This window comes from Dactylosporangium thailandense (assembly GCF_059739745.1).
Genome location: NZ_AP029195.1, coordinates 3,457,359 through 3,483,182 on the forward strand (window position 1 = coordinate 3,457,359; position 25,824 = coordinate 3,483,182).

Genomic DNA, 25,824 nt, shown 5'->3' on the forward strand with positions numbered 1-25,824 from the left:
GTCGCCCGGGGAGCGGTATCCCATGACGAGACACCCCGAGACAGGATCGACGGCAATGACGTTGAGCGAGAGCGCGGCGGCGCCGGTCGGCGAGGTGGTGCTGGAGGCCGAGGGCCTGACCAAGCATTTCCCCGTCCGGCGGAAGCTGAGCGACATCTTCACCGGCAAGCGGGCGGTCGTCCACGCCGTGGACGACGTGTCCCTCACCCTGCGCCGAGGCAGGGTCACCGCACTGGTCGGCGAGTCCGGCTCCGGCAAGTCCACGGTCGCCCGGCTGTTCGCGCAGCTCTACCCGCGCACCGGCGGTGACCTCCGCCTGCACGGGGAGACGACCCGGGTGCACGGCGGGCGCCGGTTCCGCGAGTACGTCAGCCGGGTGCAGCTCATCTTCCAGGACCCGTTCGGCTCGCTCAACCCGGTGCACACGGTGCGCTACCACCTCACCCGGGCGCTGAAGATCCACGGCAACGCGGGCAAGACCCCCGAAGAGCTCGAGGCGGCCCTCGCCGGGCTGCTGACCCGGGTGTCGCTGACCCCGCCCGAGCGCTACGTCGACAAGTTCCCCCACGAGCTCTCCGGCGGCCAGCGCCAGCGCGTCGCGATCGCCCGCGCCCTGGGCGCCGACCCGGAGGCCCTGCTCGCCGACGAGCCGGTGTCGATGCTCGACGTGTCGATCCGCCTCGGCATCCTCAACCTGCTGCGCGACCTCAAGGAGCGGCTGAACCTCGCCATCCTGTACATCACGCACGACATCGCCTCGGCGCGGTACTTCGCCGACGAGACGATGGTGATGTACGCCGGGCGCATGGTCGAGGGCGGCGACAGCGAGTCCGTCACGCAGAACCCCGCGCACCCGTACACGCGCCTGCTCATCGACTCCGCCCCGGACCCGGACCGCATCGCCGGCGTGGCCGACACGTCCGCCGAGGACCGCGGCAACGGCGAGCCGCCCAGCCTGATCCGGCCCCCGGCCGGCTGCCGGTTCCACCCGCGCTGCCCGCACGCGATGCAGCGCTGCACCGTGGAGCTCCCGCCCCGCCTCGAGGTCGGTGAGCCCGGGCACTGGGCCGCCTGCTGGCTCTACGACGCGGACACCGTCGCCAAGGAGGGCGTCGGCTCGGCCGCCGATCCGTCGATCCCCACGCCGCCGGCGCATCGCCAGCCGGAGGAGGCACGATGAAATTCCTGCTGCAACGCCTCGCCTTCTACCTGTTCACGGCCTGGGCCGCGATCACCATCAACTTCTTCATCCCGCGGATGATCCCGGGCGACCCGATCAGCTCGTTCCTGGCCCGCAACCAGGGCGCGGTGTCCTCCGACGCGATCCAGTCGCTGCGGGTGCTGTTCGGGCTCGACCAGGAGCAGAGCCTCTGGCAGCAGTACCTCGACTACTGGAAGCAGCTGTTCCACGGCGACCTCGGCCTGTCGTTCACGTTCTTCCCGTCGACGGTCAGCGAGGTGATCAGCTCGAGCCTGCCGTGGACGGTCGGCCTCGTCGGCATCACCACGGTGCTGAGCTTCATGATCGGCACGACGCTGGGCATCGGCGCCGGCTGGCGGCGCGGCACCTGGATCGACGGGCTGCTGCCGGCCACGACGTTCCTGTCCTCGATCCCGTACTTCTGGCTCGGCCTGGTCTTCATCGCCCTGTTCACCGGCAACGGCAGCTACTTCCCGTCCTCCGGCGGGTACACGCCGGGTCTGGTGCCGTACTGGGACGGGACCTTCATCGGCTCGGCGATCAACCACAGCGTCCTGCCGGCCTGCACGATCCTGCTGTCCTCGATGAGCGGCTGGATCCTCGGCATGCGCAACATGATGGTGACCGTGTCCGCGGAGGACTACATCACCGTCGCCCACGCCAAGGGCCTGTCCGAGCGGCGGGTCGCCTTCAGCTACGCCGCCCGCAACGCGCTGCTGCCCAACATCTCGGCGTTCGCGCTGTCGCTGGGCTTCATCGTCGGCGGCACCCTGCTGGTGGAGATCGTCTTCTCGTACCCGGGCGTGGGCTTCCAGCTCTTCCAGGCCGTCGGCGCGCACGACTACCCGCTGATGCAGGGCATCTTCCTGGTCATCACCATCTCGGTGCTGGTCGCCAACCTGCTCGCGGACGTGGCCTACACGCTGCTCGACCCGCGCACCCGAAAGGCAGGCTGAGATGACCGTCACCCCCTCGAGCATCGAGCAGGTCATCCCCGGGCAGGGCGCGATGGCCCAGCCCGACGCCGCGCCGAAGGGCAAGAAGGCCAAGCGCAAGCGGTTCCGGTTCATCGCCAACGGCAAGGCCCTGACCGGCCTGGTCATCCTGGCCGTCTACGTGATCTTCGCGATCATCGGGCCCTGGGTCGCCCCGTACGACCCGGACGCGATCACCAAGGACGCGATCCAGCCGCCGTCGGCCAGCCACTGGTTCGGCACCACCCACCTCGGCCAGGACATCTTCAGCCAGATCCTGGCCGGCACCCGCAGCGTCGTGTTCGTCGGCGCGGTCGCCGGGATCGTCGCCACGATCCTGTCGGTCCTGGTCGGGGTCACCGCCGGCTACCTCGGCGGCATCGCCGACGAGATCCTCTCGGTGCTGTCCAACGTGTTCCTGGTCATCCCCGGCCTGCTGCTGATCATCATCATCTGCACGTCGCTGCCGCGGGTGAACGACCTGACCGTGGCCCTGGTGATCGGCCTGACCAGCTGGTCGTGGGGTTCCCGGGTGCTGCGGGCCCAGACCCTGTCGCTGCGCCGGCGCGACTACGTCGACGCGGCCCGGGCCACCGGCGAGAAGACCTGGCGGATCATCTTCTTCGAGATCCTGCCCAACCTGACCGCGATCATCGCCTCCGGCTTCGTCGGCACCGTCATCTTCGCGGTGCTCTCGGAGATCACGCTCGCGTTCATCGGCATCTCCTCGGTGTCGTCGTGGAACTGGGGCACCATCCTGTTCTGGGCCCAGGGCCAGCAGGCCCTCGCCCAGGGCGCCTGGTGGTGGTTCGTCCCCGCGGGCCTCGCCATCGCCATCCTGGGCACCGCGCTGAGCCTGGTGAACTTCGGCATCGACGAGTTCGTCAGCCCGCGGCTGCGCACCTCGGGCGCGGGCAACAACAAGGGCCCGAACGGCGAGAAGGTCCGGATGCAGGTCGGCTTCACCCCCGTGCTGCGCTCGGTCGAACCGCCGGCGAAGATCGAGATGGACGGTGCCAAGCGATGACCCAGGTGCTCACCAAGCCGCTGCTGGAGATCAAGAACCTCAACGTCGACTACGGCCTCGGCGCCGACGCGGTCCGCGCGGTCCGCGACGTCGACCTGACCATCCACCGCGGCGAGGTCGTCGGCCTCGCGGGGGAGAGCGGCAGCGGCAAGTCGACCCTGGCCTACGGCGTGACCCGGCTGCTGCCCCCGCCCGGCGTGGTCTCCGGCGGCTCCGTGATCTACCACCCGGCCCAGGGCGACCCGTTCGACGTGCTCAGCCTCAGCCACAAGGAGCTGCGCAAGTACCGCTGGGCCGAGACGTCGATCGTGTTCCAGGGCGCGATGAACTCGCTCAACCCGGTCCACAAGATCGACGTGCAGATGATGGACGCGATCAAGGCGCACGAGCCGGGGCTGTCCAAGGCCGCGAGACTGGACCGGGCCAAGGAGATGCTGCGGCTCGTCGGCATCGCCGAGGACCGCCTCGACGCCTACCCGCACCAGCTCTCCGGCGGCATGCGCCAGCGCGTCATGATCGGCATGGCCCTCGCGCTGCAGCCGCAGCTGGTCATCATGGACGAGCCGACGACCGCCCTCGACGTGGTCATGCAGCGGCAGATCCTCGGCCAGCTCGTCGAGCTGCGCGAGCGGCTGGGCTTCTCGGTGCTGTTCATCACCCACGACCTGTCGCTGCTGGTGGAGTTCAGCGACCGGATCGCCATCATGTACGGCGGGCGGATCGTCGAGGAGGCGCCGTCCGCGGACATCTACCGGGAGCCGCTGCACCCGTACAGCAGCGGCCTGCTGCGCTCGTTCCCCGCCCTGCGCGGCGAGCGGCGCGAGCTGGCCGGCATCCCCGGCTCCCCGCCGGACCTGCGCGGCATGCCCAGCGGCTGCGCGTTCCACCCGCGCTGCCCGAAGCGCTTCGAGCCGTGCGACACGGTGATTCCCGTCCTGGGCAAGCCCGACGACCACGTCGGACCGGCCCGCACGGTGGCCTGCCACCTGCACCCGGTCACCGCCGGTTAGCAGCAGGCCGACCGACACCAACCAAGCTGAACAACCCCAGGAGAACCATGGACACGACCGCAGCGCCCCTCGATCGAGCCAACCCGATCGCCACGATCCCGCCCTCGTTCCGCTGGGGCGTGGCGACCTCGGCCTACCAGATCGAGGGCGCGGTCGACGAGGGCGGGCGCACCCGGTCCATCTGGGACACGTTCTGCGAGGTGCCCGACGCGGTGGCCAAGGGCGACACCGGCGAGGTCGCCTGCGACCACTACCACCGGATGCCGCAGGACGTGGCGCTCATCCGCGACCTCGGGGTCGACCTGTACCGCTTCTCCGTGGCCTGGCCGCGCGTGCAGCCGCGCGGCCGGGGCCCGGTGAACCCCGAGGGCATCGGCTTCTACGACCGGCTCACCGACGAGCTGCTCGCCAACGGTGTCGAGCCGTGGATCACCCTGTACCACTGGGACCTGCCCCAGGAGCTCGAGGACGCGGGCGGCTGGCCCAACCGCGACACCGCGTACCGCTTCGCCGACTACAGCATGATGGTCTTCGACGCGCTCCAGGACCGGATCACCACCTGGACGACGCTCAACGAGCCGTGGTGCTCGGCGATGCTCGGCTACGCCTACGGCGACCACGCCCCGGGCCGGCGGGACTTCGCGGCGGCCATGTCGGCGGTCCACCACCTGCTGCTCGGCCACGGCCTCGCGACCCAGCGCATGCGGGAGGCCTCCGACGGCCGCCACCAGTTCGGGATCACCCTGAACATGGGCGTCTCGACGCCGCAGACGGACTCCGAGGCGGACCGGGACGCGGCCCGCCGCGCCGACGCCCTCGGCACCCGCATCTACCTCGACCCGCTCGTGCACGGCCGCTACCCGGCCGACCTCGTCGAGGACCTGGCCCAGCGCGGCATCACCCTGCCGGTCCAGGACGGCGACCTCGAGGCCATCAAGGCCCCGCTGGACGTGCTCGGCGTGAACTACTACTTCTCCGAGACCGTCTCCGGCGTCGACGAGGACGGCAACGCCACCGACGTCGACGGGATGCCGGTGCGGCGGATCATCCCGACCGGCCGGCCGATCACCGCCATGGGCTGGGAGATCGTCCCCGAGGGCTTCACCCAGCTGCTCGTGCGGCTCTACACCGACTACCGGCTGCCGATCTACGTGACCGAGAACGGCTCCGCGTTCGACGACGAGCCGGACGAGACCGGGTTCGTCGACGACGCCGACCGCGTCGCCTACTTCGACTCGCACATCGGCGCCGTCGCGCTCGCCCGGCAGCAGGGCGCGGACGTCCGCGGGTACTTCGCGTGGTCGCTCATGGACAACTTCGAGTGGGCCTACGGCTACGACAAGCGGTTCGGGATCGTCCGCGTCGACTACGACACCCAGGAGCGCACGCCGAAGCGGTCGGCGCACTGGTACCGCGACACGATTAAGGCCCTGCGCGCCTGACGTATTCCCTGGTAGCCCCGTCCTATGCGAACATGTGTTCGTGTCGGACGGGGCTACGATCCTGCACGCCGATCTCGACGCCTTCTACGCGTCCGTCGAGCAGCGTGACGACCCCCGCCTGCGCGGCCGCCCGGTGATCGTCGGCGGCGGGGTCGTCCTCGCGTGCAGCTACGAGGCGAAGCGCCGCGGCGTGCGCACCGCGATGGGCGGCCGGCAGGCCCGCGCCCTGTGCCCCGAGGCGATCGTGGTGCCGCCGCGGATGCACGCGTATTCGGCCGCGTCCAAGGACGTCTTCGCGATCTTCCGCGACACCACGCCGGTCGTCGAGGGCCTGTCGATCGACGAGGCCTTCCTGGACGTCTCGGGCCTGTACCGCATCGCCGGCGCCCCGCTCGGGATCGCCGCGCGGCTGCGGGAGCGGGTGCGGGCCGAGGTCGGGCTCGCCATCACCGTCGGCATCGCGCGCACGAAGTTCCTGGCCAAGGTCGCCAGCGGCGTCGCCAAACCCGACGGGCTGCTGCTGGTGCCGCCCGCGGACGAGCTCACCTTCCTGCACCGACTCCCCGTGGAACGGCTGTGGGGGGTCGGCCGGGTCACCGCCGCCAAGCTGCACGCCCACCGCGTGACGACCGTCGGCCAGGTCGCCCGCCTCGGCGAGGCCACCCTCGTGTCGATGCTCGGCGAGGGCCAGGGCCGGCACCTGCACGCCCTGGCGCACAACCGCGACCCGCGCCCGGTCGTGACGGGCCGCCGCCGTCGCTCGATCGGCGCGCAGCGGGCCCTCGGCCGCGGCCCCCACCCGCACGCGTTCCAGCAGGCGGTCCTGGCCGAGCTCACGGACCGGGTGACGCGACGGATGCGCGCGGCCGGCCGCTCGGGCCGCACCGTGGTGCTGCGCCTGCGCTTCGCCGACTTCACGCGCGTGACGCGCTCACGCACCCTGCCCCGGGCGACGTCGCACACGCAGACGATCCTGGACGCGGTCCTGCGCCTGCACGCCGCCGCGGCCTCCGACATCGCCAACCGGGGCCTGACCCTGGTCGGCATCGCCGTGTCGAACCTCGACGGCGACGGCGCGTCACAGCTCGAGCTGCCCTTCGACGTGGCATCGGGCGACTCCCTGGACTCGGCCCTGGACCAGGTCCGCGACCGCTTCGGCTCGGCCTCGGTGACCCGCGCGTCGCTGCTCGGCCGCCGCCAGGGCCCGACGGTCCCGCTGCTGCCAGACTGAGGATCGTGCCCGTGGCCAACAGAGCATGACTCGGGTCCGCGGTGGTGCGGACCGTCGCTCCCGCCAGACACCGCTCGGCGCTGGCGCGCCGTCGCTGCCAGGTCCGCGGGCGCCCCGTCCATCACCGCCGAGTGGAAGGACCTCGACGAGTTCCTGTTCGCCCGGGCTGCTCCGGCTGCCGTCAGGCCGCACGCGGTCGCCGTGTACCCGGGGCGGTGCCGAGGCTGCCCCGGCACCGCACCGGGTACTCAGCTTCCCGGCATTGTCACTCCGCGCCGGCCCTCGATCTCCAGGCGCGGCCAGTCGGCCAGATCTCGGAGCAGTTGCCGGTCGTGTGTGGCGACCGCGACGGCGGCGCTTGTGTGGCGGATCGCCTCGGTCAACTCGTCGACCAACGCGGACGACAGGTGGTTGGTCGGCTCGTCGAGCAGGATCATGCTGGGGCGCCCGGCCAGCGCGAGCGCCAGGTCGAGGCGCCGTTGCTGCCCTTGCGACATTCGCCCGACCGGGGTGGCCATGGCATCGGAGTCCAGCAGCCCGAGCGCCTTGAGCGGGACGGCGTCGGCGTCAGGCAGCGCCCGGCGGGCCACCAGCCGACCGACATGGCGGGCGTATACCTCACGGGCGGTAAGGCCGGGGTTGTGCTCAGCGGTTTCTTGGGTGATCAGGACGACCCGTGCCGCTTTCGCCGTCCAGAGGTGTCCCTGTGTGGGCTGCAGCGCACCGGCCAGCACCGCGAGCAACGTGGACTTGCCGGCGCCGTTGGCTCCGGTGATGAGCAGCCGGTCACCGCCGTCGAGGGCCAGGTCGATGGGATCGAGCAGGCGCCCGTCTACGGCGACGCCGTGTGCCCGCACCTGTGGCGTACCCGGCCGGATGTCCAGTTCGGGCCAGCGCAACATCGCCGGTGGCTCCGGCACGTCGATCCGGTGCGCCTGCAGGGCTTCCTCCTGACGGTTCAGTGCCTGAACGACGCCCGGCGCGCGGGATTGGCGCTGGTGCTTGCCGGTCCCTTTGTCCGGACGCCAGCCAGTGGAGAGCCGGTCACGAGCCTTCGATACCGCGTCCTTCAGCCGGCGGTGCTCAGCCTGCCGATCTTCGTAGTCCTGCTGCCAGCGCTCACGGTCGCGACGCCGTGCGTCCTGCCAGGCGTCATAACCCCCGGCGTACAGGCGCGGTCTGCTGTCCCGGCTGGGGTCGAGGTCGAGGAACCGGTCGGCAACGTCGCGTAGCAGCGCCCGGTCGTGGCTGACGACAGCCAGGCCGCCCTGGTGTTCACGCAGCCGGCGGGTCAGGAAGTCCAAGCCGCCTGCGTCGAGGTGGTTGGTCGGCTCGTCGAGCAGCAGTACGTCGTGGCGCGCGCCGAGCAGGCATGCCAGCCGCACCCGGTATCGCTGTCCGACCGACAGCGTCGACAGGGGGCGGTCACGGTCCGTACAAGCGCTGAGGGATTCGAGAGCGATGTCGACGCGGCGCTCGGCGTCCCAGGCGTCGAGCCTGACGGCGGCGTCGAGCGCCCTGGCATAGCGATCCCCGGCCGCCGGGTCATCGCCGGCGGCCAGGGCGCCGGTCGCCTGCTCCAGCGCACTGAGGGCCGCCCATGACGGCGCGAGTGCTTCGGACGTGATGGTGCCGACGCTCTCTCCGTCGCGCGCGGCCAGCTCTTGGCGGCCCAGGCCGATCGTGCCGGCCCGATGCACGGTGCCGTCGTCGGGCGAGATCAGGCCCGCGAGAACGTGCAGCAGCGTCGTCTTGCCGCGGCCGTTCTCGCCGACGATGGCGACGCGGGACCGGGCCGAGACAGTGACCGAAACATCGTTCAGGACGTGCCGCGACCCGCGGACGACGATGACGTTTTCGGCGCGGACGTGTGCGCTCTGGCCCGCCTCGACGGGCAAGGACATGGGTTTGAAGTTCGGGGTGAGGTTCAACGGTGCTCCGCAGCTCGCAGTGGAGCCGGGCAGCAACAAGCGGCCGCCCGGCGGGAACCGGGACGGCAAGCGCGGATTCAGCAAACAGGGACGCGCCGCCGTCAGCGGGCGGGGCGCACCTTCTGCGACCAGATACCTCGTGCCACGACGGCGACGTTAGCAGCCCTGGCGGGTATCTCGCGAGGCTTCTTCATGTGACAGAGAACCTCGTAATGCTGTGTCACAGTACCGATGACCCACCCATCGCGACCTGCGGGACGCCGTTACCGCGGCGAGGGCGACTCGGTCACATTCTGTGTCACATCACCGGAAGAGGCCGCCGAGGTGTCGGCGATCTCGCTGCCGACCGCCCGGCGCCCGGTGGCGCTCGTGGCCGCCATCGACGCGTTCCTCGACCGGTTCCGCGACGACCCCGGCACCCGCGCCACCTACACCGAGACCCTGCGCCGGCTACGCGAGAACGCCGACGACCAACTCCCCGGTCGCCGCGCTCACCCCGGAGCTCTACGAGCGGACGATGACCCGCTGGGCCCAGGGCGCCGCGAACACCTGGAACAAGCACCTGTCGGCGCTCACCTCGTCCACCGCCGACTGCCGCCGCCAGGACTGGCTGACCACCGATCCCGGGATAAGGCCATCCCGCGTGCCCGGCTGGAGCGACTGTTCACCGACGACCGCAACCCGCTGCGCGAGCGGGTGCTGTGGCGGATGCTCTACGAGACCTGCGCCGGTGCCGTGGAGATCCTCGGCCTGGACGTGCCCGACCTCGACATGGCGTTCCGCCGCGCCCTGGTTACCGAGAAGGGCGGCGACCGCGCCTACGTGCACTGGGAGACCCCGACCTGCTGCCCCGGCTGTTGACCGGTCGTACCGTCGGGCCGGTGTTTCTGGCCGCCCGGCCCGGCGAGCCACCAGGACCCGATGATCGTGATCCGTGACGGAGGCCAGATCAGCGTCGCCGGCCACTGATCCTAGTGTCCTAGGATGCCCTACGCGCATGCCGGGAGCGGTGACGGCAATGTCCCGCGAGCGGGCAGCACCCCGGGTTTGGATGGCTGGGTGACGGCTTACGACGTAGCCCAGGCCCTGCCCGACATCCCCGCGCTCCGCGACCGCTGCCGCGCCCTGGCGATGCTGGAGGCGATCCTCAGCCCCGACTGGGAGTCCCGGTACTACTCGTTCAACGCGCACTGGGGGCCGGGTGAGCAGATGGCGTCCATGCGTGACGGGTCCGGTGCCGCGTGGTCGATCGTGTTCTCCCCGGCAGGCGCGTTCCTGCGGGGCTTCGACCACGAATCCAAGATGACCCCGGTCGCCAATGGCGGTGCGCTGTGGCCGGGCCTGGTCGACACCGTGCCGGCGGTCTTCGCCGACTGTGTCGCCGAGCCGGCGTTCAGCTTCGAGGGCGTTCTCGAGGCCACGGTGTGCCTGTGGCGGCAGGCCGGCGATGACCGGTGGCACGCCGGCGAGCTCGACTTCCCCGGCGGCGATGACCCCGACGGCGCCGGCGGCCTGTTCGAGGTGCTGGTGGACGGCACCGCGGCGGCGTACCGGCGGTTCGCCGAGGACTACTACGGGACGGCCGTGGATCCCGGGGTGGTCGGCGAGGTCTTTGCCCTGCGCCCGTTGACCGACGAGCTCGTGCGCCGCCTCAACCCCGACCTGGAGCTCGCCGACCTCGAGGACGACGTCGCCGAGATCGGCTACCCGCAACGGGCATGATCTGCGAAGATGTCCTAATCCTAGCATCCTAGGACGCCTTACACGACGTGGCTACGCCACGTCTGGAAAAGCAATACCTAGCCGCTGCGCGGCTGACTTAGGTTTTTGCGTGTCGCGCCGCCGGCTGCCTCAGCTGGTCGCGGGTACCGGGCGGGCCTGGCACGCGACCACGGCGTCGAGGTGCCAGCCGAGGGTCTTGTCGGCGCGGAAGGTCAGCACGGCGACCGTCTGGGCCTTGGCGTCGAAGCCGATGTCGACGCGGTCGTCGCTGTCGAAGAGGCGGCGCTTGCCGGCGACGAGGCCGGGGTTGCGCGCGTTGGCCCAGGCCTCGGCGAGCTGGTCGGGGGTGCGGGTCTCCCGGGCGGTGGGCTCGGCGGTGGCCTGGGCGCCGGCGATCTGGGTGCCGTGGGCGCAGTGCAGCTGGGCGGCGGGGTCGAAGCGGGCGGCGTCGCGGCTGCCGGCCCAGTTGACGTAGGTGACGAGCGCCGCGGCGGCGAGGGCGATGCCGAGGAGGCGGAGGATGGTGCGGCGCACGGTTCCAGCGTGCGCTCTGCGGCCTTCCTCCGGTGCCGGTTTCGGGGAGGTCAGGTGGTGTGTTCCTTGCGCCACCAGTCGGCGCCGGTGGCGGGGAGGGTGTCGATGGGGTCGTAGTACGGGTAGGTGCGGTCGAGCTGGGTGGCGTCGTCTTCGATGCTGGTGCGGTAGTTCTTGGTCCAGTAGCTGATGCCGCGTTCGCGGTCGTATTCGGTGACCATGTGGACCCAGCGTTTGCCGACGTAGGGGACGTCGCAGACGATGCGGGGGGTGGCGTAGCCGGGCAGGTAGCCCATGATGTCGTGCTGGAGTTGCTGGGCCTGCCAGACGGCGACGCGCCAGTGTTCGGCGTTGGGGATCATGTCGCACATGTAGAAGTAGTAGGGCAGGATGCCGGCCTCTCCTTGCAGGGCGAAGCAGAGGTCGAGGAGGTCTTCGGCGGTGGCGTTGACGCCGCGGAGGAGGACGCCCTGGTTGCGTACGTCGCGGATGCCGACCTCGAGGGCGGTGTGGGCGGCGCGGGCGACGAGGGGGGTGAGGGACTGGGCGTGGTTGACGTGGGTGTGGATGGCGAGGTTGACGCCGCGGCGGGCGGCGGTGCGGGCGACGCGTTCGAGACCTTCGACGACGGTGGGCTGGAGCCAGTGCTGGGGGAGGCCGGCGAGGGCTTTGGTGGCGAGGCGGATGTCGCGGATGGTGTCGATGGCGAGTAGGTGCATGAGGAAGGTTTCGAGTTGGTGCCAGGGGAGGTTGGCGACGTCTCCGCCGGAGACGACGACGTCGCGGACGCCGGGGTGGGTGCGCAGGTAGTCGAGCATGGCGGTGTGGCGGTCGGCGGGTTTGTTGGCGAGTTTGAGTTTGGTGACGGTGGGGGTGTTGTTGCCGACGAGGTCCATGCGGGTGCAGTGGCCGCAGTATTGGGGGCAGGTGGGGAGGAGTTCGGCGAGGACTTTGGTGGGGTAGCGGTGGGTGAGGCCTTCGGCGACCCACATGTCGTGTTCGTGGAGGGAGTCGCGGGTGGCGTATGGGTGTGAGGGGAAGTCGGGGTGGCGGTCGGTGGCGATGGGGAGCATGTAGCGGCGGATGGGGTCGTTGCGGAGGGTGTCGTCGGTGGGGGGTGTGCCGGGGCTCATCGTGTTGATCATTTGGGGTGGGATGAGCATGGACATGGTGGCGTGGTTGGTCTGATCGGTGGCGAGGTCGTCGTAGAAGGTGTCGGTGACGGTGTCGCCGAGGACGGCCTTGAGCTGGGGGATGGTTTTGACGCAGTGGGCGCGTTGCCATTGGGCGTCTTCCCATTGGTCGCGGGTGACGTCGTGCCAGCCGGGGTAGCGGCGCCAGTCGGGTTCGGTGAGTGCGTGGCGCTGGTAGGCGTATGGCTGCACGGTCCGACTCCTCAAGGTTTTGTGTCCTGAGGGCAGATTAGCGGGAAATTCTTCGGTAGGCGATCCCTGGGGCGGAAGATCTCTTGTCTGTCCGCTGGTTGGGCGAGATTGCGGTCCCGTGGCCCGACGTCGGCGCGGGTTGTGGTGCATAGGTTGGCGGCTCGAGGCGTGGCACCCTGCCCGCACCTGTTGCGCACCCGAGGTCCGATGAAACGTCGCTGGTCCGTCCGAGCCAAGATCACTGCGATGATGACCGTGCCGCTGGTCATGCTCGCGGGGCTGTGGCTGTTCGCGGTGAGTATCACGCTGCCGTCCGCGCTGGATCTGCGCGGCGCGTCGACGATCGCCGACCGGGTCGGCGAGCCGGCCGAGGCGATGGTGGCGGCGTTGCAGGCGGAGCGGCAGCTGACCGGGGCGTTCCTGGCGTCGGGGCGCCGGTCCGGGCAGGCGGCGATGGTGCAGGCGCGGCAGAGGACCGACGAGGCGGTGGCGGCGTTGCGGCGGTCGTCGTCGTCGGGGGCGGCGCAGGACGCGGCGTCGGCGGAGCTGAAGGCGGCGCTGGGGGCGGTGAACCAGGTCCTCGCGTCGCTGGCGGGGATCCGGGCGGGGGCGGACAACGGTGGTGAGCCGGACGATGCCCGCAACGGGTTCTCGCTGATCGTGAACACGACGTACGGGTTGTTCCAGGCGGCGTCGAACCATCAGGACTCGGGGGTGGCGGCCGAGGCGCGTGGGGTGTTCGTGTTGTCGATGGCGCGGGAGCTGCTGTCGGAGGAGGACGCGCTGGTCGGTGACTTCACGACCGAGGGTGATTTCACGCTGGCGGACCATGCGCAGATGGCGAGCCTGGTGGGGCAGTCGCGGCTGTTGCTGCCGTATGCGGCGTCGCAGTTGCGGGCGCCGCAGCAGGCGCAGTATCAGCAGGTGCTGGGTGGCAGCGCGGCGTTGAGGAATCTGCAGGGCCTGGAGAACCAGCTGCTGGGGACGGCGCCGGGCCGGGCGTCGGGGATCGATCTGGGGCAGTGGCGGGCGGCGTTCGATCCGGTGAACACGGCGCTGGCGGCGTTCCGGTCGGAGGTGCAGAAGGTCAATGTGCGGCATGCGTCGGACGCGTCGGACCGGATCGTGCTGCAGCTGATCGGTGCGGGTGTGGTGGGTCTGCTGGCGGTGGCGGCGTCGGTGGTGTTGTCGGTGCGGATCGGCCGGTCGATCGCGCGGCGGCTGAACGGGCTGGCGGTGGCGGCGCGGGAGCTGGCGGAGACGCGGCTGCCGGCGGTGGTGTCGCGGCTGCGGCGGGGTGACGAGGTGGATGTGGCGGTGGAGGCGCCGCCGTTGCGGCTCGGTGTGGACGAGATCGGGCAGGTGGCGGAGGCGTTCAACTCGGTGCAGCGTACGGCGGTGGCGTCGGCGGTGGAGGAGGCGTCGGTGCGGCAGGGCATGAACGAGGTGTTCCTGAACATCGCGCGGCGGTCGCAGACGCTGTTGCACCGGCAGTTGTCGCTGCTGGACGGGATGGAGCGGCGTACGCATGAGCCGGATGACCTGGCGGATCTGTTCCGGGTGGACCATCTGGCGACGCGGATGCGGCGGCATGCGGAGGATCTGGTGATTCTGGCCGGGTCGACGCCGGGGCGGGGGTGGCGGCATCCGGTGCCGGTGATCGATGTGGTGCGGGGTGCGGTGTCGGAGGTGGAGGACTACGCGCGGGTGCAGGTGGTGGCGGTCGGTGAGGGTGCGGTGGTCGGCCGGGCGGTCGGTGACGTGATTCATCTGCTGGCGGAGTTGCTGGAGAACGCGGCGTCGTATTCGCCGCCGCATACGCGGGTGCAGGTGACGGGGCAGCAGGTGCCGAACGGGTTCGTGGTGGAGATCGAGGACCGGGGGCTCGGGATGACCGCGGAGGCGTTGGAGGAGGCGAATCGGCGGTTGGCGCAGCCGCCGGAGTTCGATCCGGGGAACAGTGCGCGGCTGGGGTTGTTCGTGGTGGCGCAGCTGGCGGCGCGGCATCGGGTGCGGGTGGTGTTGCGGTCGTCGCCGTATGGCGGGGTGACGGCGGTGGCGTTGTTGCCGGCGGATCTGGTGGTGGCGGCGGAGCCGGTGGAGGTGTTGCCGGCGGTGGCGGCGGAGCCGTTCGTGCAGGGGCCGCCGCGGCCGGCGTTGACGGTGGTGCCGGAACCCGGGCCGGTGATCGGGCCGGTGGCTGGGCCGGTGCCGCCGTTGCGGCCGGCGGAGCGTCGGGTGGTACCGATGCCGGAAGCGGAGATGCCGGGGGACGGTGCGGCGGCGAGGACGGCCGGTGGGTTGCCGAAGCGGGTCCGGCAGCGGTCGCTGGCGCCGCAGTTGCAGGGGGACGAGACGGTGGTCGTCCCGGCGGGGCAGGTGGAGCGGGGGCGTTCGCCGGAGCAGTTGCGGCAGATGATGTCGTCGTTCCAGGCGGGGACGACCCGGGGGCGGCACGAGGCCCGTGGTGAGGGGGAGCAGGCGTGAGCGGGGCCGGGGCGAGCCTGAACTGGCTGCTGGATGATCTGGTGGATCGGGTGCCGTCGGTGCAGCGGTCGGTGGTGCTGTCGGTGGACGGGCTGATGATCGGGGCGTCGAAGGGGTTGTCGCAGGAGGATGCGGAGCATCTGTCGGCGGTGGCGGCCGGGTTTCAGAGTCTGGCGCGGGGTGCGGGGCGGCATTTCGGCGGGGGTGCGGTGCGGCAGACGATCATCGAGATGGAGTCGGCGTTTCTGTTCGTGACGGCGGCGGGCCGGGGTGCGTGTCTGGCGGTGCTGGCGGCGGCGGACGCGGACATCGGGTTGATCGCGTATGAGATGGCGATGCTGGTGCAGCGGGTGGGGCAGAACCTGACGGCGTCGGCGCGGGCGGTGGAGGGTGGGCATGAGTGAGCCGCCGGGCCGGCACGCGTGGGGTTACGAGTGGGCGGATCGTGACGCGGGGCCGGTGGTGCGTCCGTATGCGATGACGGGCGGGCGGGTGGTGCCGGCGTCGGACAGGTTCGATGTCGTCGCCATGGTCGTGGCGGTGGCCGGGGATGGCGGGTATGGGCTGCAGCCGGAGCATCGGGCGATCCTGGCCTGGTGCCGGGAGCCGGTCGCGGTGGCGGAGGTGGCCTCGCATCTGGATTTGGCGCTCGGGGTGGTGCGGGTGCTGCTGGGGGATCTGCTGTCGCAGGGACTGATCGAACTGTATGAGCCGCAGCAGGTGGGCGGGTTGCCGAGTGCGGGTGTGTTGAAGGCGGTGATCCATGGACTCCGGGCGCTCTGAGCGGGCGGTGCCGACGGCGATCAAGATTTTGGTCGCGGGTGGGTTCGGGGCCGGGAAGACGACGCTGGTGGGGGCGGTGAGTGAGATCCGGCCGTTGCAGACGGAGGAGTCGCTGACCTCGGCCGGGGTGGGGACCGATGATGTGACGGGGGTGGAGCGGAAGTCGACCACGACGGTGGCGATGGATTTCGGGCGGATCACGATCGGGCCGGACATCGTGTTGTACCTGTTCGGGACGCCGGGGCAGGACCGGTTCTGGTTCTTGTGGGATGAGCTGGCGCTGGGTGCGATCGGTGCGGTGGTGCTGGCGGATACGCGGCGGCTGGCTGACTGTTTCCCGTCGATCGACTATTTCGAGCGGCGGGGGATGCCGTTCGTGGTGGCGGTGAACTGTTTCGAGGATGCGGTGTCGTATTCGGAGGGGGAGGTGCGGGAGGCGCTGGATCTGGATGTGGGGGTGCCGTTGCTGTTGTGTGATGCGCGGGACCGGGCGTCGTCGAAGGCGGTGTTGATCGGGTTGGTGGAGCATGTCCTGTCGCTGACCCGCGCTTGAAAGATATCCTGTAGTCGCGTTACTGTGCCGGAAAATCTTCGGTCAACGGTGGGGTGGTGCGGGAAGAATGAGTTCGCCGATCGGGTTGCATCGCGTGGTCGCGCCCCGCGGGGTGCTGCCGCAGGCGGCGGAGCGCCTCGACGCGTCGGCGCCGATCGGGCCCGACGAGGTGCGGGTGCGGGTCGAGCGGCTCAACCTCGACGCGGCCTCGTACCGGCAGCTCGCCGGCGCCCACGACGGTGACGGCGAGGCGATCCGGGCGGCGGTGGCGGGGATCATCGCGGCGCGGGGCAAGATGCACAATCCGGTCACCGGCTCCGGTGGCATGCTCATCGGCACCGTCGAGGCGGTCGGGCCCGGCTCGCCGCTCGGCCTGGCCGTGGGTGACCGGGTCGCGACGCTGGTGTCGCTGACCCTCACCCCGCTCGCCGTCACCGACGGGCTGCGCCGGTGGGACGGGCTCAGCGAGCAGGTGCCGTGCGACGGCCACGCGATCCTGTTCGCCCGGTCGGTCGCCGCGGTGCTCCCCGGCGACCTGGAGCCGGAGCTGGCCCTGGCGGTGCTGGACGTGTGCGGGGCGCCGGCCCTCGTCAAGCGGCACCTGCGGGGCACGGTGCTGGTCCTCGGCGCGGCCGGGAAGTCCGGCAGTCTCGCCCTGGCCGCGGCCCGCGGGCACCACACCGTCGGGGTCGTGCGCGACGAGCGGGAACGTGCCCTGCTCGAGGGGGCGGGGCTGGCGACGGAGGTCGTCGTCGCCGACGCCCGCGACGCCGTCACGCTCAGCGGTCTCGTCCAGGCGGACCTGACGGTCGTGTGCGTCGACGTGCCCGGCTGCGAGCATGCCGCGATCCTGGCGACCAGGCCGGGCGGGACGGTCATCTTCTTCTCGATGGCGACGTCGTTCCCGGCGGCGGCGCTGGGCGCGGAGGGGCTCGCCGCGGATGTGACGATGCTCATCGGCAACGGGTTCGTGCCCGGCCACGCCGAGTACGCCATCGCCCTGCTGCGCTCCGACCCGGGTGTGCGGGCCCTCTTCGAGGCGCGGCTCGCGCCGCGGTTGGCAGACTGGGCGGCATGAGAACCCTCTACCGCGGTGGACGCGTCCACACCCCGGCCGATCCGTCCGCGACCGCGCTGCTCACCGACGGCGGCCGCATCGCCTGGCTCGGCCCTGACGCCGACGCCCCGGCCGGCGCGGACCGGGTCGTGGACCTCGCCGGTGCCCTGGTGACGCCGGCGTTCGTGGACGCGCACGTGCACACCACCGCGACCGGTCTCACCCTGCAGGGCCTGGACCTGACCGGGGCGCGTTCGGCGGGCGACGTGCTGGACGCCGTCGCCGCGCACGCCGCGGCGCTGCCCGCCGGCGCGGTCGTGATCGGGCACGGGTGGGACGAGTCCGGGTGGGCCGACCAGCGGACCCCGTCCGCGGGTGAGCTGGACCGGGCCGGGGGCGGGCGGGCCGTGTACCTGTCCCGGACGTGTGTGCACGCCGCGCTCGTCTCGACCGCGTTGCTGACCGCGGAGGCGAAGGCCGCGTCCGGGTACGACGACGGCGGCTGGCTGCGCCGCGACGCCCACCATGTGGTGCGGGAGGCCGCGTACGCGTCGATCACGGCGGCGCAGACCCGCGCCGCGCAGGAGGCGGCGCTGCGGCACGCGGCGTCGCTGGGGATCGCCGCCGTGCACGAGTGCGGCGGGCCCGGCACCTCCGGCGAGGCCGACTTCACCGCGGCGCTCGGGCACGGCCCGGCGTTCCCGCGGGTGTTCGGGCTGTGGGGTGAGGCCGGCGCGGCGGGCAAGGCGCGGGAGCTCGGCGCGCGGGGCGCGGCCGGGGACCTGTACGCCGACGGTGCGCTCGGCGCCCGCACCGCGCACCTGCACGACGCGTACCTCGACGACGGTGACGGCGGGTGCGGGCACGGGTATCTCAGCGCCGAGCAGGTCGGGGAGCATCTCGTCGGGTGTGCCGCGCACGGGGTGCAGGGCGGCTTCCACGCGATCGGCGACGCGGCGATCGGCACGGTGCTGGCCGGGTTCGGGTATGCGGCGGCGAAGGTGGGTGTGGAGCGGCTGCGGGCCGGGCGGCACCGTATCGAGCATGCGGAGCTGCTGGACAAGGCGGCGATCGCGAAGTTCGTCGAGTACGGCATCGTCGCGTCGGTGCAGCCGGCGTTCGACCGGTTGTGGGGCGGCGAGACCGGCATGTACGCGCAGCGGCTCGGGGCGGTGCGGTCCCTGGCGGCGAACCCGATCGGGTCGATGGCCGGGGTCGGTGTGCTGCTGGCGTTCGGGTCCGACAGCCCGGTGACGCCGCTGGACCCGTGGGGGTCGTGCCGGGCGGCGATGCGCCACCACAACCCGGTGCAGCGGATCGGGGCGAAGGCGGCGTTCGCGGCGCACACCCGCGGCGGCTGGCGGGCCGTCGGCGTCGACGACGAGGGTGTCCTGAATCCGGGCGGGACGGCGACGTTCACCGTGTGGGACACGACGAAGACCCTGACCGGGGTCCTGACCGGCGACGACACGCCGGCGGCCCGCACGACCGTGCTGGCCGGGACCGGGATCTGGACGACCTGAGCAGAAGGAGACGGTGGTGGCAGGGAAACTCGGCCTCGACCCGGCGGTGGTCGCCCGGGCGCGGGCGCTGGCGGCTGCGGCGGGCCGGCCCGTCGTGGACCTCGCCCGGACCCACACCACCGTCGCTGTGGAACGTGCGACCCTGCGGCTGGCCGGGGTCGAGGGCGCCGACCCGGACGGTATCCCGTGGGTGAACCGGCTCGTGGACGCGGTCGTCGCCGACATCGGCCTCGAGCACGGGGTGCTGGGGCCGGTGTTCGACGCGCTGATCGGCGACGGGCACGCGGACGTGACGCTGCTGGCGCAGAAGGCGGCGGCCGGCAGTGTCCGGTTCGCGGTGCCGTCGACGCGGCGGGCCCGGCGTCCGGCGGCGGCCGCGGTCCGGCGGGGGATCGCCCGGATCGACCGGCGCCGCCGGGAACGGGAGCGGCTCATCGCCCGGCTCGGTGAACCGCCCCGCCGGCCGTGGATCTACCTGATCGTCGCGACCGGCGACATCTACGAGGACATCCCGCAGGCGCAGGCGGCGGCCCGGGCCGGCGCGGACGTGATCGCGGTGATCCGGTCGACGGGGCAGTCGCTGCTGGACTATGTGCCGGAGGGTGCGACCCGGGAGGGGTTCGCGGGGACGTACGCGACGCAGGAGAACTTCCGGCTGATGCGTGCCGCCCTGGACGAGACGTCGCGGGAGGTGGGCCGGTACGTGCGGCTCACGAACTACGCGTCGGGGCTGTGCATGCCGGAGATCGCGGCGCTGGCCGGGCTCGAGCGGCTCGACATGATGCTCAACGATTCGATGTACGGGATTCTGTTCCGTGACATCAACCCGATCCGCACGTTCGTGGATCAGCGGTTCTCGCGGCAGATCCACGCCCGGGCCGGGATCATCATCAACACCGGTGAGGACAACTACCTGACGACCGCCGACGCCGTCGACGCCGCGCACACGGTGACGGTGTCGCAGCTGCTCAACGAGTATTTCGCGCGGGAGGCCGGGCTGCAGACGTGGCAGCTGGGGCTCGGGCACGCGTTCGAGATCAACCCGGATCTGCCCGAGTCGTTCCGGCTGGAGCTCGCGCACGCGCTGCTGGCCCGGGAGCTGTTCGCGGGGGCGCCGCTGAAGTGGATGCCGCCGACGCGGCACATGACCGGGGACGTGTTCCGGGGCAATCTCCTCGACGGGTTCTTCAACCTCGCCGGGGCGCTGACCGGGCAGGGGATCCTGCTGGTGGGGATGATGACGGAGGCGGTCGTCACGCCGTGGCTGTCGGACCGGGACATCGCGTTGCAGAACGTCCATTACGTGCTGCGCGCCGCCGGGAACCTGCATGAGGATTTCGTGCCCGGCCCGTTCATTCAAGACCGGGCGGCGACGGTACTGGCCGAGGCGGTCGAGCTGCTGGAGCGGATCGGCGGGCAGGGGCTGCTCGACGCGATCGGCGAGGGCACGTTCGGGATCATGCGCCGGCCCGCGGACCGGGGCAAGGGCCTCGACGGGGTCGCCCGCCGGGCCGGGGACTACTGGAACCCCGCCGAAGCGCTGCTCACCGGGAGGCCGTGATGCACGAGGTCGTCCGCCCCTACGGCGACACCACCGGCGACGGGATGATCCAGGTGTCGTTCACGCTGCCGCTGCCGGCCGGGAAACGCGGCGAGGGGGCCGCCCTGCAGCTGGCCGGGAAGATGGGTGTCGACCCGGCGATGGTCGTGCACGCCCGGCCGATCGGTGAGCAGCACACGTTCTTCGTGGTCTACGGCCGGGTCAACCATCTCGTGGAGCCGGGGAAGGTCGTCGTCGCCGAACGCGACTTTCCGCTGCTGTCGCCGAAGGACGTCAACGCCGCCGTCCGGGCCCGGCTGCGCCGCAAGCTCGTCGTCGTCGGGGCGTGTATCGGCACCGACGCGCACACCGTCGGCATCGACGCGATCCTGAACGTGAAGGGCATCGCCGGGGAGAAGGGCCTGGAGTACTACCGGGAGCTGCGGGTCGTGAACCTCGGCGCGCAGGTGTCGGTGCCGGATCTCGTCGCTGCGGCGGTGGCGGAGAAGGCCGACGCGGTCCTGGTGTCGCAGGTCGTCACCCAGCGCGACGCCCACCTGCACAATGTCCGGGCGATGTCGGCCGCGTTCCGGGAGGCGTTCCCGGCCGCGCGGCGGCCGCTGCTCGTCGCCGGCGGTCCGAGGTTCGACGAGCTGGCCACCGCCGAGCTCGGCGTCGACCGGATCTTCGGCCGCGGGACCACCCCCCGCGAGGTCGCGTCGTACCTCGCCCACACGATCCGGAGCCGCTGATGGACACCCTTGCCGGGACGACCGTGGTGCACCGCCGGTATGTGCCGTATGCGCACGCGCACTACGGCGGGAACCTTGTCGACGGCGCCTACAGTCTCGGGCTGTTCGGTGACGCGGCGACGGAGCTGTGCATCCGTACCGACGGTGACGAGGGCCTGTTCGCCGGGTACGAGGCGGTGACGTTCCACGCGCCGGTCCACGCCGGTGACGTGGTGGAGGTGACCGCGACCGTGACCCGGCAGGGCAACCGGTCCCGGACGGTGGCGTTCGCGTGTCATGTCACGTGCCGGGCCGACCCGGCGCGGGGCCCGTCGGCGGCGGCGGTGCTGGACCCGCCGATGTTGGCGGTGTCGGCGACCGGGACCGTCGTGGTTCCGTGAGGGTCGCGTGCGTCGACGTCGGGTCCACGGACACGAAACTCGCCGTCGTCGACACCCGGGCCGGGGTGCTGGTGTCGAGCGCGACGCATCCGACGACGCTCGGCGGTGACGTCCTCGACGGGGTCGACGCGTTGCTGGCGGCGGCGGGGCCGGTCGGTCACGTGTACTGCTGCTCGTCGGCGGGTGGCGGGCTGCGGCTGGGGGTTGTCGGGTTCGAGGCGCTGGTGTCGGCGGACGCGGCGTACCGGGTGGCGTTGTCGGCGGGGGCGCGGGTCGTGCACACCACGACGGGGCTGCTGACGGCGGCGGCGGTGCGGGCGTTGCGGGCCGCGCGGCCCGATGTGCTGCTGCTGTGCGGCGGGACCGACGGCGGTGACGCGGACACGGTCGTGGCGAACGCGCGGCGGCTCGCGGCGGCCCGCTGGCGGGTGCCGGTCGTCGTGGCCGGGAACGCCGACGCGCAGGCGGAGGTGCTGGCGGTGCTGGCGGGGCGGCCGGTGGTCGCGGCCGGCAATGTGCTGCCGCGGATCGGGGTCACCGCCCCGGACTCGGCCCGGGCGGCGATCCGGGACCTGTTCATCCGGCACGTCATCGGCGGGAAGCGGCTGTCGCGCGGGCCGCGGTTCGCGCGGCTGGTGTCGGCGGCGACCCCGGACGCGGTTTTGACCGGTGTCGGGGTCCTGGCCCGGGCCGTCGGCGGGGATCTGCTCGTCGTGGACGTGGGCGGGGCGACCACGGACGTGTATTCGGCGCTGGAGCCCGGTGAGGCGCCCCAGGACGCTGTTGCGGGGGTGTCGTGGCATCTGCGGACCGTCGAGGGTGATCTGGGCGTGCGGTGGAACGTGGAGGGCATCCGGGCGGCGGCGGCGCGGGAGCGGGTCGCGGCCGGTGACGGCCCGCTCGGGCTGGCGGCGGCCGCGGTCACGATCGCGGTGCGGCGTCACTCGCGGGCGGGACGCGACCTGCGACACGTGTCGACGGTCGTGGCGTCCGGGGGTGTGTTCCGGCATGCTGAACCCGGTGCCGCTGTGGCGGCCCTCGCCCCGGTGCTGCACGACCACGCCGGCGGCTGGGCGTTGCCGCGCGCACCCCGCACGACCGTCGACACCACGTACATGCTCGCCGCCGCCGGGCTCATCGCCGCCGACCATCCCGACGCGGCCCTCACGCTCTGCGCCGGCCTCGCACGGTGACCGGCCGGTGACAGCCGGTCAGCTACCGGGTGAACCGGCACCGACACGCCAACACGACACGCCGCCCGGGTGAAATCCATCCCCCGGGGCGGTTGACATCGCCCCCGAGCGTGCGCGTAACGTCCTTGCGTCCTACTTCGGGAAGGATGACCGCGGTTCGCTACTCTGCAACGCCCAACAGGCCGGACGTCCTCGTCAACCGACGAGACGCCCCCGGCCACAGCGGGCGGGGGTCGGCGGGGGCTGCGAACGGGCATCCACCGGTGTATGGGCAGGGGGGATCACGCGACCAGTAGACAACGGCACGCGCACGGGCAGCCAGCTTCGTGCCGCGCCGGAACGAAGGCCGCGCACGAACGTCACTGCCGCACCGGCCGGACACAGGGCCTGGGAGCGCGGGGCGCGACTACGGTCGCGCCCCCATTTCAGTTCGCGCCCGGGCAACCGCAGGGTCCGCGGCCCGACGTCACCATCCCCGGGCCCGGCGCCGGCCGGCCGGGCCGGTCCGGGCCCGGGGCCCGCGCCCCGAAAATTGCGGCGATGACCCCGCGATTCCACGTTCGGGCGACTTACCCCGCATAATGGGCGCCGCAAGCCGCAAGCACGGTCGGACGACTCGGGGATGGCGCAGGTGACGTTGGTCGAACCAGACGCGGCCGCCGCGCCCGCGGCGGCCGGCGTGCCGCGGCCCGGCCCGGGTCCCGCGCTGCCGACATGGGCGGCGCTGCTCGCCGCCGCCGTCGCCGGTGGGGCGATGCTGGTCGCGTTCCCGCCGTACGGGCTGTGGTGGGCCGCGCCGGCCGCGGTCGCGCTGCTCGCGATCGCCGTGCACGGGCGGCGGCTGCGCGGCGGGTTCTGGCTCGGCGCCGTCACCGGGGCGCTGTTCTTCACCCCGCTGCTGTCGTGGACGAACCTGCACACCGGCATGGTCCCGTGGCTGCTGCTGTCGGTGCTGGAGACGCTGTACTTCGGGCTCGTCGGCGCCGCCGGGGCCTGGATCAGCCCGCTGCTGCGCCGCAACGGCGGGTGGGCGTGGCCGGTCGCCGTCGGCGCGCTCTGGGTCGCGCAGGAGGCGCTGCGGGACCGGACCCCGTTCGGCGGGTTCCCGTGGGGGCGGCTCGCGTTCAGCCAGGACACGTCGCCGCTGCTGCGCCTCGCCGCGGTCGGCGGGGCGCCGCTGGTGTCGTTCGCCGTCGCGCTCATCGGCGGGCTCGCCGCCTACGCGGTCCTGCGCGGCATCAGCGCCGGGACCGACGCCCGCCGGGCCGTGGCACCCCTGGCCGCGGTCGTGGCCGGGTGCGCCGTGGCCGGGGCGGCCGCGGCGGTACCCCTGGGCGATCCCGGCGGCGAATCCGTCTATGTGGCCGTGGTGCAGGGCAACGTGCCCCGGCTCGGGCTCGACTTCAACGCCCAGCGGCGGGCGGTCCTCGACAACCACGTGCGGGCCACGATCGCCCTCGGCGACGCGGTGAAGGCCGGCGCGCGGCGGCCCGACCTCGTCGTGTGGCCCGAGAACGCCAGCGACATCGACCCGCTGCGGCAGACCGACGCCGGGCTGCTCATCGACCAGGCCGCGGACGCCGTCGGCGCGCCGATCCTCGTCGGGGCCGTGCTGTACAGCCCCGAGACCGGGGTCGAGAACGCCGGGCTCGTGTTCAACCCCGGCCGCAGCCTCGGCGACCCCGTCCAGAAGTACGTCAAACGCCACCCGGTGCCGTTCGCCGAGACCATCCCGCTGCGCGGCATCGCCCGGATGGTGTCGAAGGAGGTCGACCGGGTCACCGACATGACCGCGGGGACGGCACCCGGCGTCCTGCGGGTCGGGCCGGCCACCGTCGGGGACGTCATCTGCTTCGAGGTCGCCTACGACGGGATCGTCCGCGACACCGTCACCGGCGGCGGGCAGATCCTGGCCGTGCAGACGAACAACGCCACGTTCAACGAGTCCGAGGCCCGCCAGCAGCTGGCCATGGTGCGGCTGCGGGCCGTCGAGCACGGCCGCGACGCGCTCATGGCCTCCACCGTCGGGATCTCCGCGTTCGCCAGCCACACCGGCACCACCAGCGGCGAGACCGAGTTCGACAAGCCCGGGGTCATCCTCGCCGAGCTGCACCTGGGCGCAGAACGTACGCTTGCAACAAGGCTGGGAGCGATCCCCGAATATGTGATCGCCGCCCTCGCCATGGCACTGATCGCCGCCGCCCGGATCGGGCGGAGGCGCCGCACCACGGTTACCGACACCACCCACACTGCCGAGCCAGGCATCAAGGAGGACCTGTGAGCACACCCGACCGAGGCGTGAACCAATACCCCGGAGTCGGCAGGGTCCTCGTCATCATCCCCACCTACAACGAGGCCGACAACATCCGGATCATCGTCGACCGGGTCCGTAAGGCCACCCCGGCCGTCGACATCCTCATCGCCGACGACAACAGCCCGGACGGCACCGGCGACATCGCCGACGAGCTCGCCGGCAGCGACCCGGCCGTGCACGTCATGCACCGTGCCGGGAAGCAGGGCCTCGGCGCCGCGTACATCGCCGGGTTCAACTGGGGCACCGAACGCGGCTACGACGCCGTCGTAGAGATGGACGCCGACGGCTCCCACGCCCCGGAGGAGCTGCCGAAGCTCCTCGACGCGCTCGCCGACAACGACGTCGTCCTCGGCTCGCGGTACGTCAAGGGCGGCAAGACCGTCAACTGGCCGTTCCACCGGCAGGCGATCTCCCGCACCGGCAACGTGTACGTGCGGATGGCGCTCGGGATGCACCTGCGCGACGCGACCGGCGGCTACCGGGCGTACCGGACCCCGGTCCTGGGCAAGATCGAGCTGGACACGATCGCGTCGCACGGGTACTGCTTCCAGGTCGACCTGGCGTGGCGCTCCGTCAAGGACGGGTTCCGGGTCGCCGAGGTGCCGATCACGTTCACCGAACGCGAACGGGGCCAGTCGAAGATGAGCTCCTCCATCGTTCGTGAGGCACTGTGGAAGGTGACCGTGTGGGGCACCGCCGCCCGTTGGAACGCGCTCAAGCGCGCCGTCGCCGGCAACGGCCCGGCCAAGGGCAGCGACCAGGGGCGCTGAGGAGGGGACGGAACT

Annotated in this window: 23 protein-coding genes; 20 read left to right on the forward strand and 3 right to left on the reverse strand. The window is 72.0% G+C overall.

Features of this window, described 5'->3' with window-relative positions:
* Positions 1-55 precede the first annotated feature (55 nt).
* Genes AC6JBM_RS15570 through dinB form a run of 6 tightly spaced genes read left to right on the forward strand, consistent with a single transcriptional unit; the run spans position 56 to position 6,885 of the window.
* A complete protein-coding gene (locus AC6JBM_RS15570; RefSeq protein WP_497984319.1) occupies positions 56-1,180 on the forward strand; it encodes an ABC transporter ATP-binding protein in 1,125 nt (374 codons plus the stop codon).
* Positions 1,177-2,157 (forward strand): ABC transporter permease, encoded by a 981-nt coding sequence (locus AC6JBM_RS15575; RefSeq protein WP_350619221.1) that lies wholly within the window; start codon positions 1,177-1,179, stop codon positions 2,155-2,157. The genes AC6JBM_RS15570 and AC6JBM_RS15575 overlap by 4 nt, the downstream gene beginning before the upstream one ends.
* Before the next feature lies 1 nt (position 2,158).
* On the forward strand, positions 2,159-3,202 hold the full coding sequence (locus tag AC6JBM_RS15580; RefSeq protein WP_350619219.1) for an ABC transporter permease: 1,044 nt from the start codon (positions 2,159-2,161) through the stop codon (positions 3,200-3,202).
* The gene (locus tag AC6JBM_RS15585) at positions 3,199-4,212 is read left to right on the forward strand and encodes an ABC transporter ATP-binding protein (RefSeq protein WP_497984320.1); all 1,014 of its coding nucleotides are present in this window, start codon (positions 3,199-3,201) and stop codon (positions 4,210-4,212) included. Before AC6JBM_RS15580 ends, AC6JBM_RS15585 begins: the two co-directional genes overlap by 4 nt.
* Positions 4,213-4,259: 47 nt before the next feature.
* Positions 4,260-5,654 carry a GH1 family beta-glucosidase gene (locus tag AC6JBM_RS15590; protein WP_497984321.1) on the forward strand — a complete coding sequence of 465 codons (1,395 nt, stop codon included), beginning with the start codon at positions 4,260-4,262 and terminating at the stop codon, positions 5,652-5,654.
* Between the two features lie 40 nt (positions 5,655-5,694).
* Complete coding sequence (dinB, locus tag AC6JBM_RS15595; RefSeq protein ID WP_497984322.1) at positions 5,695-6,885, forward strand: DNA polymerase IV; 1,191 nt, start codon at positions 5,695-5,697, stop codon at positions 6,883-6,885.
* Between the two features lie 248 nt (positions 6,886-7,133).
* On the opposite strand, the gene AC6JBM_RS15600 is transcribed toward dinB, so the two are convergent.
* Positions 7,134-8,816, reverse strand: a complete 1,683-nt coding sequence (locus tag AC6JBM_RS15600) for an ABC-F family ATP-binding cassette domain-containing protein (protein WP_497984323.1) — start codon at positions 8,814-8,816, stop codon at positions 7,134-7,136.
* Between the two features lie 324 nt (positions 8,817-9,140).
* On the opposite strand from AC6JBM_RS15600, the gene AC6JBM_RS15605 reads away from it, so the two are divergent.
* Together AC6JBM_RS15605 and AC6JBM_RS15610 are read left to right on the forward strand one after the other, a co-directional pair.
* Positions 9,141-9,677 carry a hypothetical protein gene (locus tag AC6JBM_RS15605; RefSeq protein ID WP_497984324.1) on the forward strand — a complete coding sequence of 179 codons (537 nt, stop codon included), beginning with the start codon at positions 9,141-9,143 and terminating at the stop codon, positions 9,675-9,677.
* Positions 9,678-9,875: 198 nt separating this feature from the next.
* Positions 9,876-10,538, forward strand: coding sequence for a hypothetical protein (locus AC6JBM_RS15610; protein WP_497984325.1), 663 nt, complete (start codon positions 9,876-9,878; stop codon positions 10,536-10,538).
* 129 nt (positions 10,539-10,667) lie between these two features.
* On the opposite strand, the gene AC6JBM_RS15615 is transcribed toward AC6JBM_RS15610, so the two are convergent.
* Together AC6JBM_RS15615 and AC6JBM_RS15620 are read right to left on the reverse strand one after the other, a co-directional pair.
* Complete coding sequence (locus AC6JBM_RS15615) at positions 10,668-11,072, reverse strand: hypothetical protein (protein WP_497984326.1); 405 nt, start codon at positions 11,070-11,072, stop codon at positions 10,668-10,670.
* Between the two features lie 50 nt (positions 11,073-11,122).
* On the reverse strand, positions 11,123-12,493 hold the full coding sequence (locus AC6JBM_RS15620) for a KamA family radical SAM protein (RefSeq protein ID WP_497986464.1): 1,371 nt from the start codon (positions 12,491-12,493) through the stop codon (positions 11,123-11,125).
* A 210-nt stretch (positions 12,494-12,703) separates the two neighbouring features.
* Here AC6JBM_RS15620 and AC6JBM_RS15625 point away from each other — a divergent pair, with 210 nt between their 5' ends.
* The 12 genes from AC6JBM_RS15625 (at position 12,704) to AC6JBM_RS15680 (ending at position 25,809) form a co-directional block, all read left to right on the forward strand.
* Positions 12,704-14,944, forward strand: a complete 2,241-nt coding sequence (locus tag AC6JBM_RS15625) for a sensor histidine kinase (RefSeq protein WP_497984327.1) — start codon at positions 12,704-12,706, stop codon at positions 14,942-14,944.
* Positions 14,941-15,348, forward strand: coding sequence for a roadblock/LC7 domain-containing protein (locus AC6JBM_RS15630; RefSeq protein WP_350619201.1), 408 nt, complete (start codon positions 14,941-14,943; stop codon positions 15,346-15,348). Before AC6JBM_RS15625 ends, AC6JBM_RS15630 begins: the two co-directional genes overlap by 4 nt.
* On the forward strand, positions 15,341-15,727 hold the full coding sequence (locus AC6JBM_RS15635) for a DUF742 domain-containing protein (RefSeq protein ID WP_497984328.1): 387 nt from the start codon (positions 15,341-15,343) through the stop codon (positions 15,725-15,727). The genes AC6JBM_RS15630 and AC6JBM_RS15635 overlap by 8 nt, the downstream gene beginning before the upstream one ends.
* A complete protein-coding gene (locus AC6JBM_RS15640; protein ID WP_497984329.1) occupies positions 15,708-16,280 on the forward strand; it encodes a GTP-binding protein in 573 nt (190 codons plus the stop codon). The genes AC6JBM_RS15635 and AC6JBM_RS15640 overlap by 20 nt, the downstream gene beginning before the upstream one ends.
* Positions 16,281-16,347: 67 nt before the next feature.
* Complete coding sequence (kdd, locus tag AC6JBM_RS15645) at positions 16,348-17,358, forward strand: L-erythro-3,5-diaminohexanoate dehydrogenase (protein ID WP_497984330.1); 1,011 nt, start codon at positions 16,348-16,350, stop codon at positions 17,356-17,358.
* Positions 17,355-18,860, forward strand: a complete 1,506-nt coding sequence (locus tag AC6JBM_RS15650) for an amidohydrolase (protein WP_497984331.1) — start codon at positions 17,355-17,357, stop codon at positions 18,858-18,860. Before kdd ends, AC6JBM_RS15650 begins: the two co-directional genes overlap by 4 nt.
* Before the next feature lie 16 nt (positions 18,861-18,876).
* Positions 18,877-20,421 carry a lysine 5,6-aminomutase subunit alpha gene (gene kamD, locus AC6JBM_RS15655; protein ID WP_497984332.1) on the forward strand — a complete coding sequence of 515 codons (1,545 nt, stop codon included), beginning with the start codon at positions 18,877-18,879 and terminating at the stop codon, positions 20,419-20,421.
* Positions 20,421-21,152 (forward strand): lysine 5,6-aminomutase subunit beta, encoded by a 732-nt coding sequence (kamE, locus tag AC6JBM_RS15660; protein WP_497984333.1) that lies wholly within the window; start codon positions 20,421-20,423, stop codon positions 21,150-21,152. The genes kamD and kamE overlap by 1 nt, the downstream gene beginning before the upstream one ends.
* Positions 21,152-21,532: a 3-aminobutyryl-CoA ammonia lyase gene (kal, locus tag AC6JBM_RS15665; RefSeq protein ID WP_497984334.1), complete on the forward strand. Its 381-nt coding sequence runs from the start codon at positions 21,152-21,154 to the stop codon at positions 21,530-21,532. The genes kamE and kal overlap by 1 nt, the downstream gene beginning before the upstream one ends.
* A complete protein-coding gene (locus AC6JBM_RS15670) occupies positions 21,529-22,725 on the forward strand; it encodes a glutamate mutase L (protein ID WP_497984335.1) in 1,197 nt (398 codons plus the stop codon). Before kal ends, AC6JBM_RS15670 begins: the two co-directional genes overlap by 4 nt.
* A 622-nt stretch (positions 22,726-23,347) precedes the next feature.
* Entirely contained in the window at positions 23,348-25,006 is a 1,659-nt protein-coding gene (gene lnt / locus AC6JBM_RS15675) for an apolipoprotein N-acyltransferase (protein ID WP_497984336.1), read from the forward strand.
* Entirely contained in the window at positions 25,003-25,809 is an 807-nt protein-coding gene (locus AC6JBM_RS15680; protein WP_497984337.1) for a polyprenol monophosphomannose synthase, read from the forward strand. Before lnt ends, AC6JBM_RS15680 begins: the two co-directional genes overlap by 4 nt.
* Positions 25,810-25,824: the final 15 nt, after the last annotated feature.

Excerpts from the sequence above, each read along its gene's own strand:
- AC6JBM_RS15570 (WP_497984319.1), top strand. The coding sequence starts at position 56 with ATGACGTTGAGCGAGAGCGCGGCGGCGCCGGTCGGCGAGGTGGTGCTG.
- AC6JBM_RS15575 (WP_350619221.1), top strand. The coding sequence starts at position 1,177 with ATGAAATTCCTGCTGCAACGCCTCGCCTTCTACCTGTTCACGGCCTGG.
- AC6JBM_RS15580 (WP_350619219.1), top strand. The coding sequence starts at position 2,159 with ATGACCGTCACCCCCTCGAGCATCGAGCAGGTCATCCCCGGGCAGGGC.
- AC6JBM_RS15585 (WP_497984320.1), top strand. The coding sequence starts at position 3,199 with ATGACCCAGGTGCTCACCAAGCCGCTGCTGGAGATCAAGAACCTCAAC.
- AC6JBM_RS15590 (WP_497984321.1), top strand. The coding sequence starts at position 4,260 with ATGGACACGACCGCAGCGCCCCTCGATCGAGCCAACCCGATCGCCACG.
- AC6JBM_RS15625 (WP_497984327.1), top strand. The coding sequence starts at position 12,704 with ATGATGACCGTGCCGCTGGTCATGCTCGCGGGGCTGTGGCTGTTCGCG.
- AC6JBM_RS15635 (WP_497984328.1), top strand. The coding sequence starts at position 15,341 with ATGAGTGAGCCGCCGGGCCGGCACGCGTGGGGTTACGAGTGGGCGGAT.
- AC6JBM_RS15640 (WP_497984329.1), top strand. The coding sequence starts at position 15,708 with ATGGACTCCGGGCGCTCTGAGCGGGCGGTGCCGACGGCGATCAAGATT.
- kdd (WP_497984330.1), top strand. The coding sequence starts at position 16,348 with ATGAGTTCGCCGATCGGGTTGCATCGCGTGGTCGCGCCCCGCGGGGTG.
- AC6JBM_RS15650 (WP_497984331.1), top strand. The coding sequence starts at position 17,355 with ATGAGAACCCTCTACCGCGGTGGACGCGTCCACACCCCGGCCGATCCG.
- kamE (WP_497984333.1), top strand. The coding sequence starts at position 20,421 with ATGCACGAGGTCGTCCGCCCCTACGGCGACACCACCGGCGACGGGATG.
- kal (WP_497984334.1), top strand. The coding sequence starts at position 21,152 with ATGGACACCCTTGCCGGGACGACCGTGGTGCACCGCCGGTATGTGCCG.
- lnt (WP_497984336.1), top strand. The coding sequence starts at position 23,348 with ATGGCGCAGGTGACGTTGGTCGAACCAGACGCGGCCGCCGCGCCCGCG.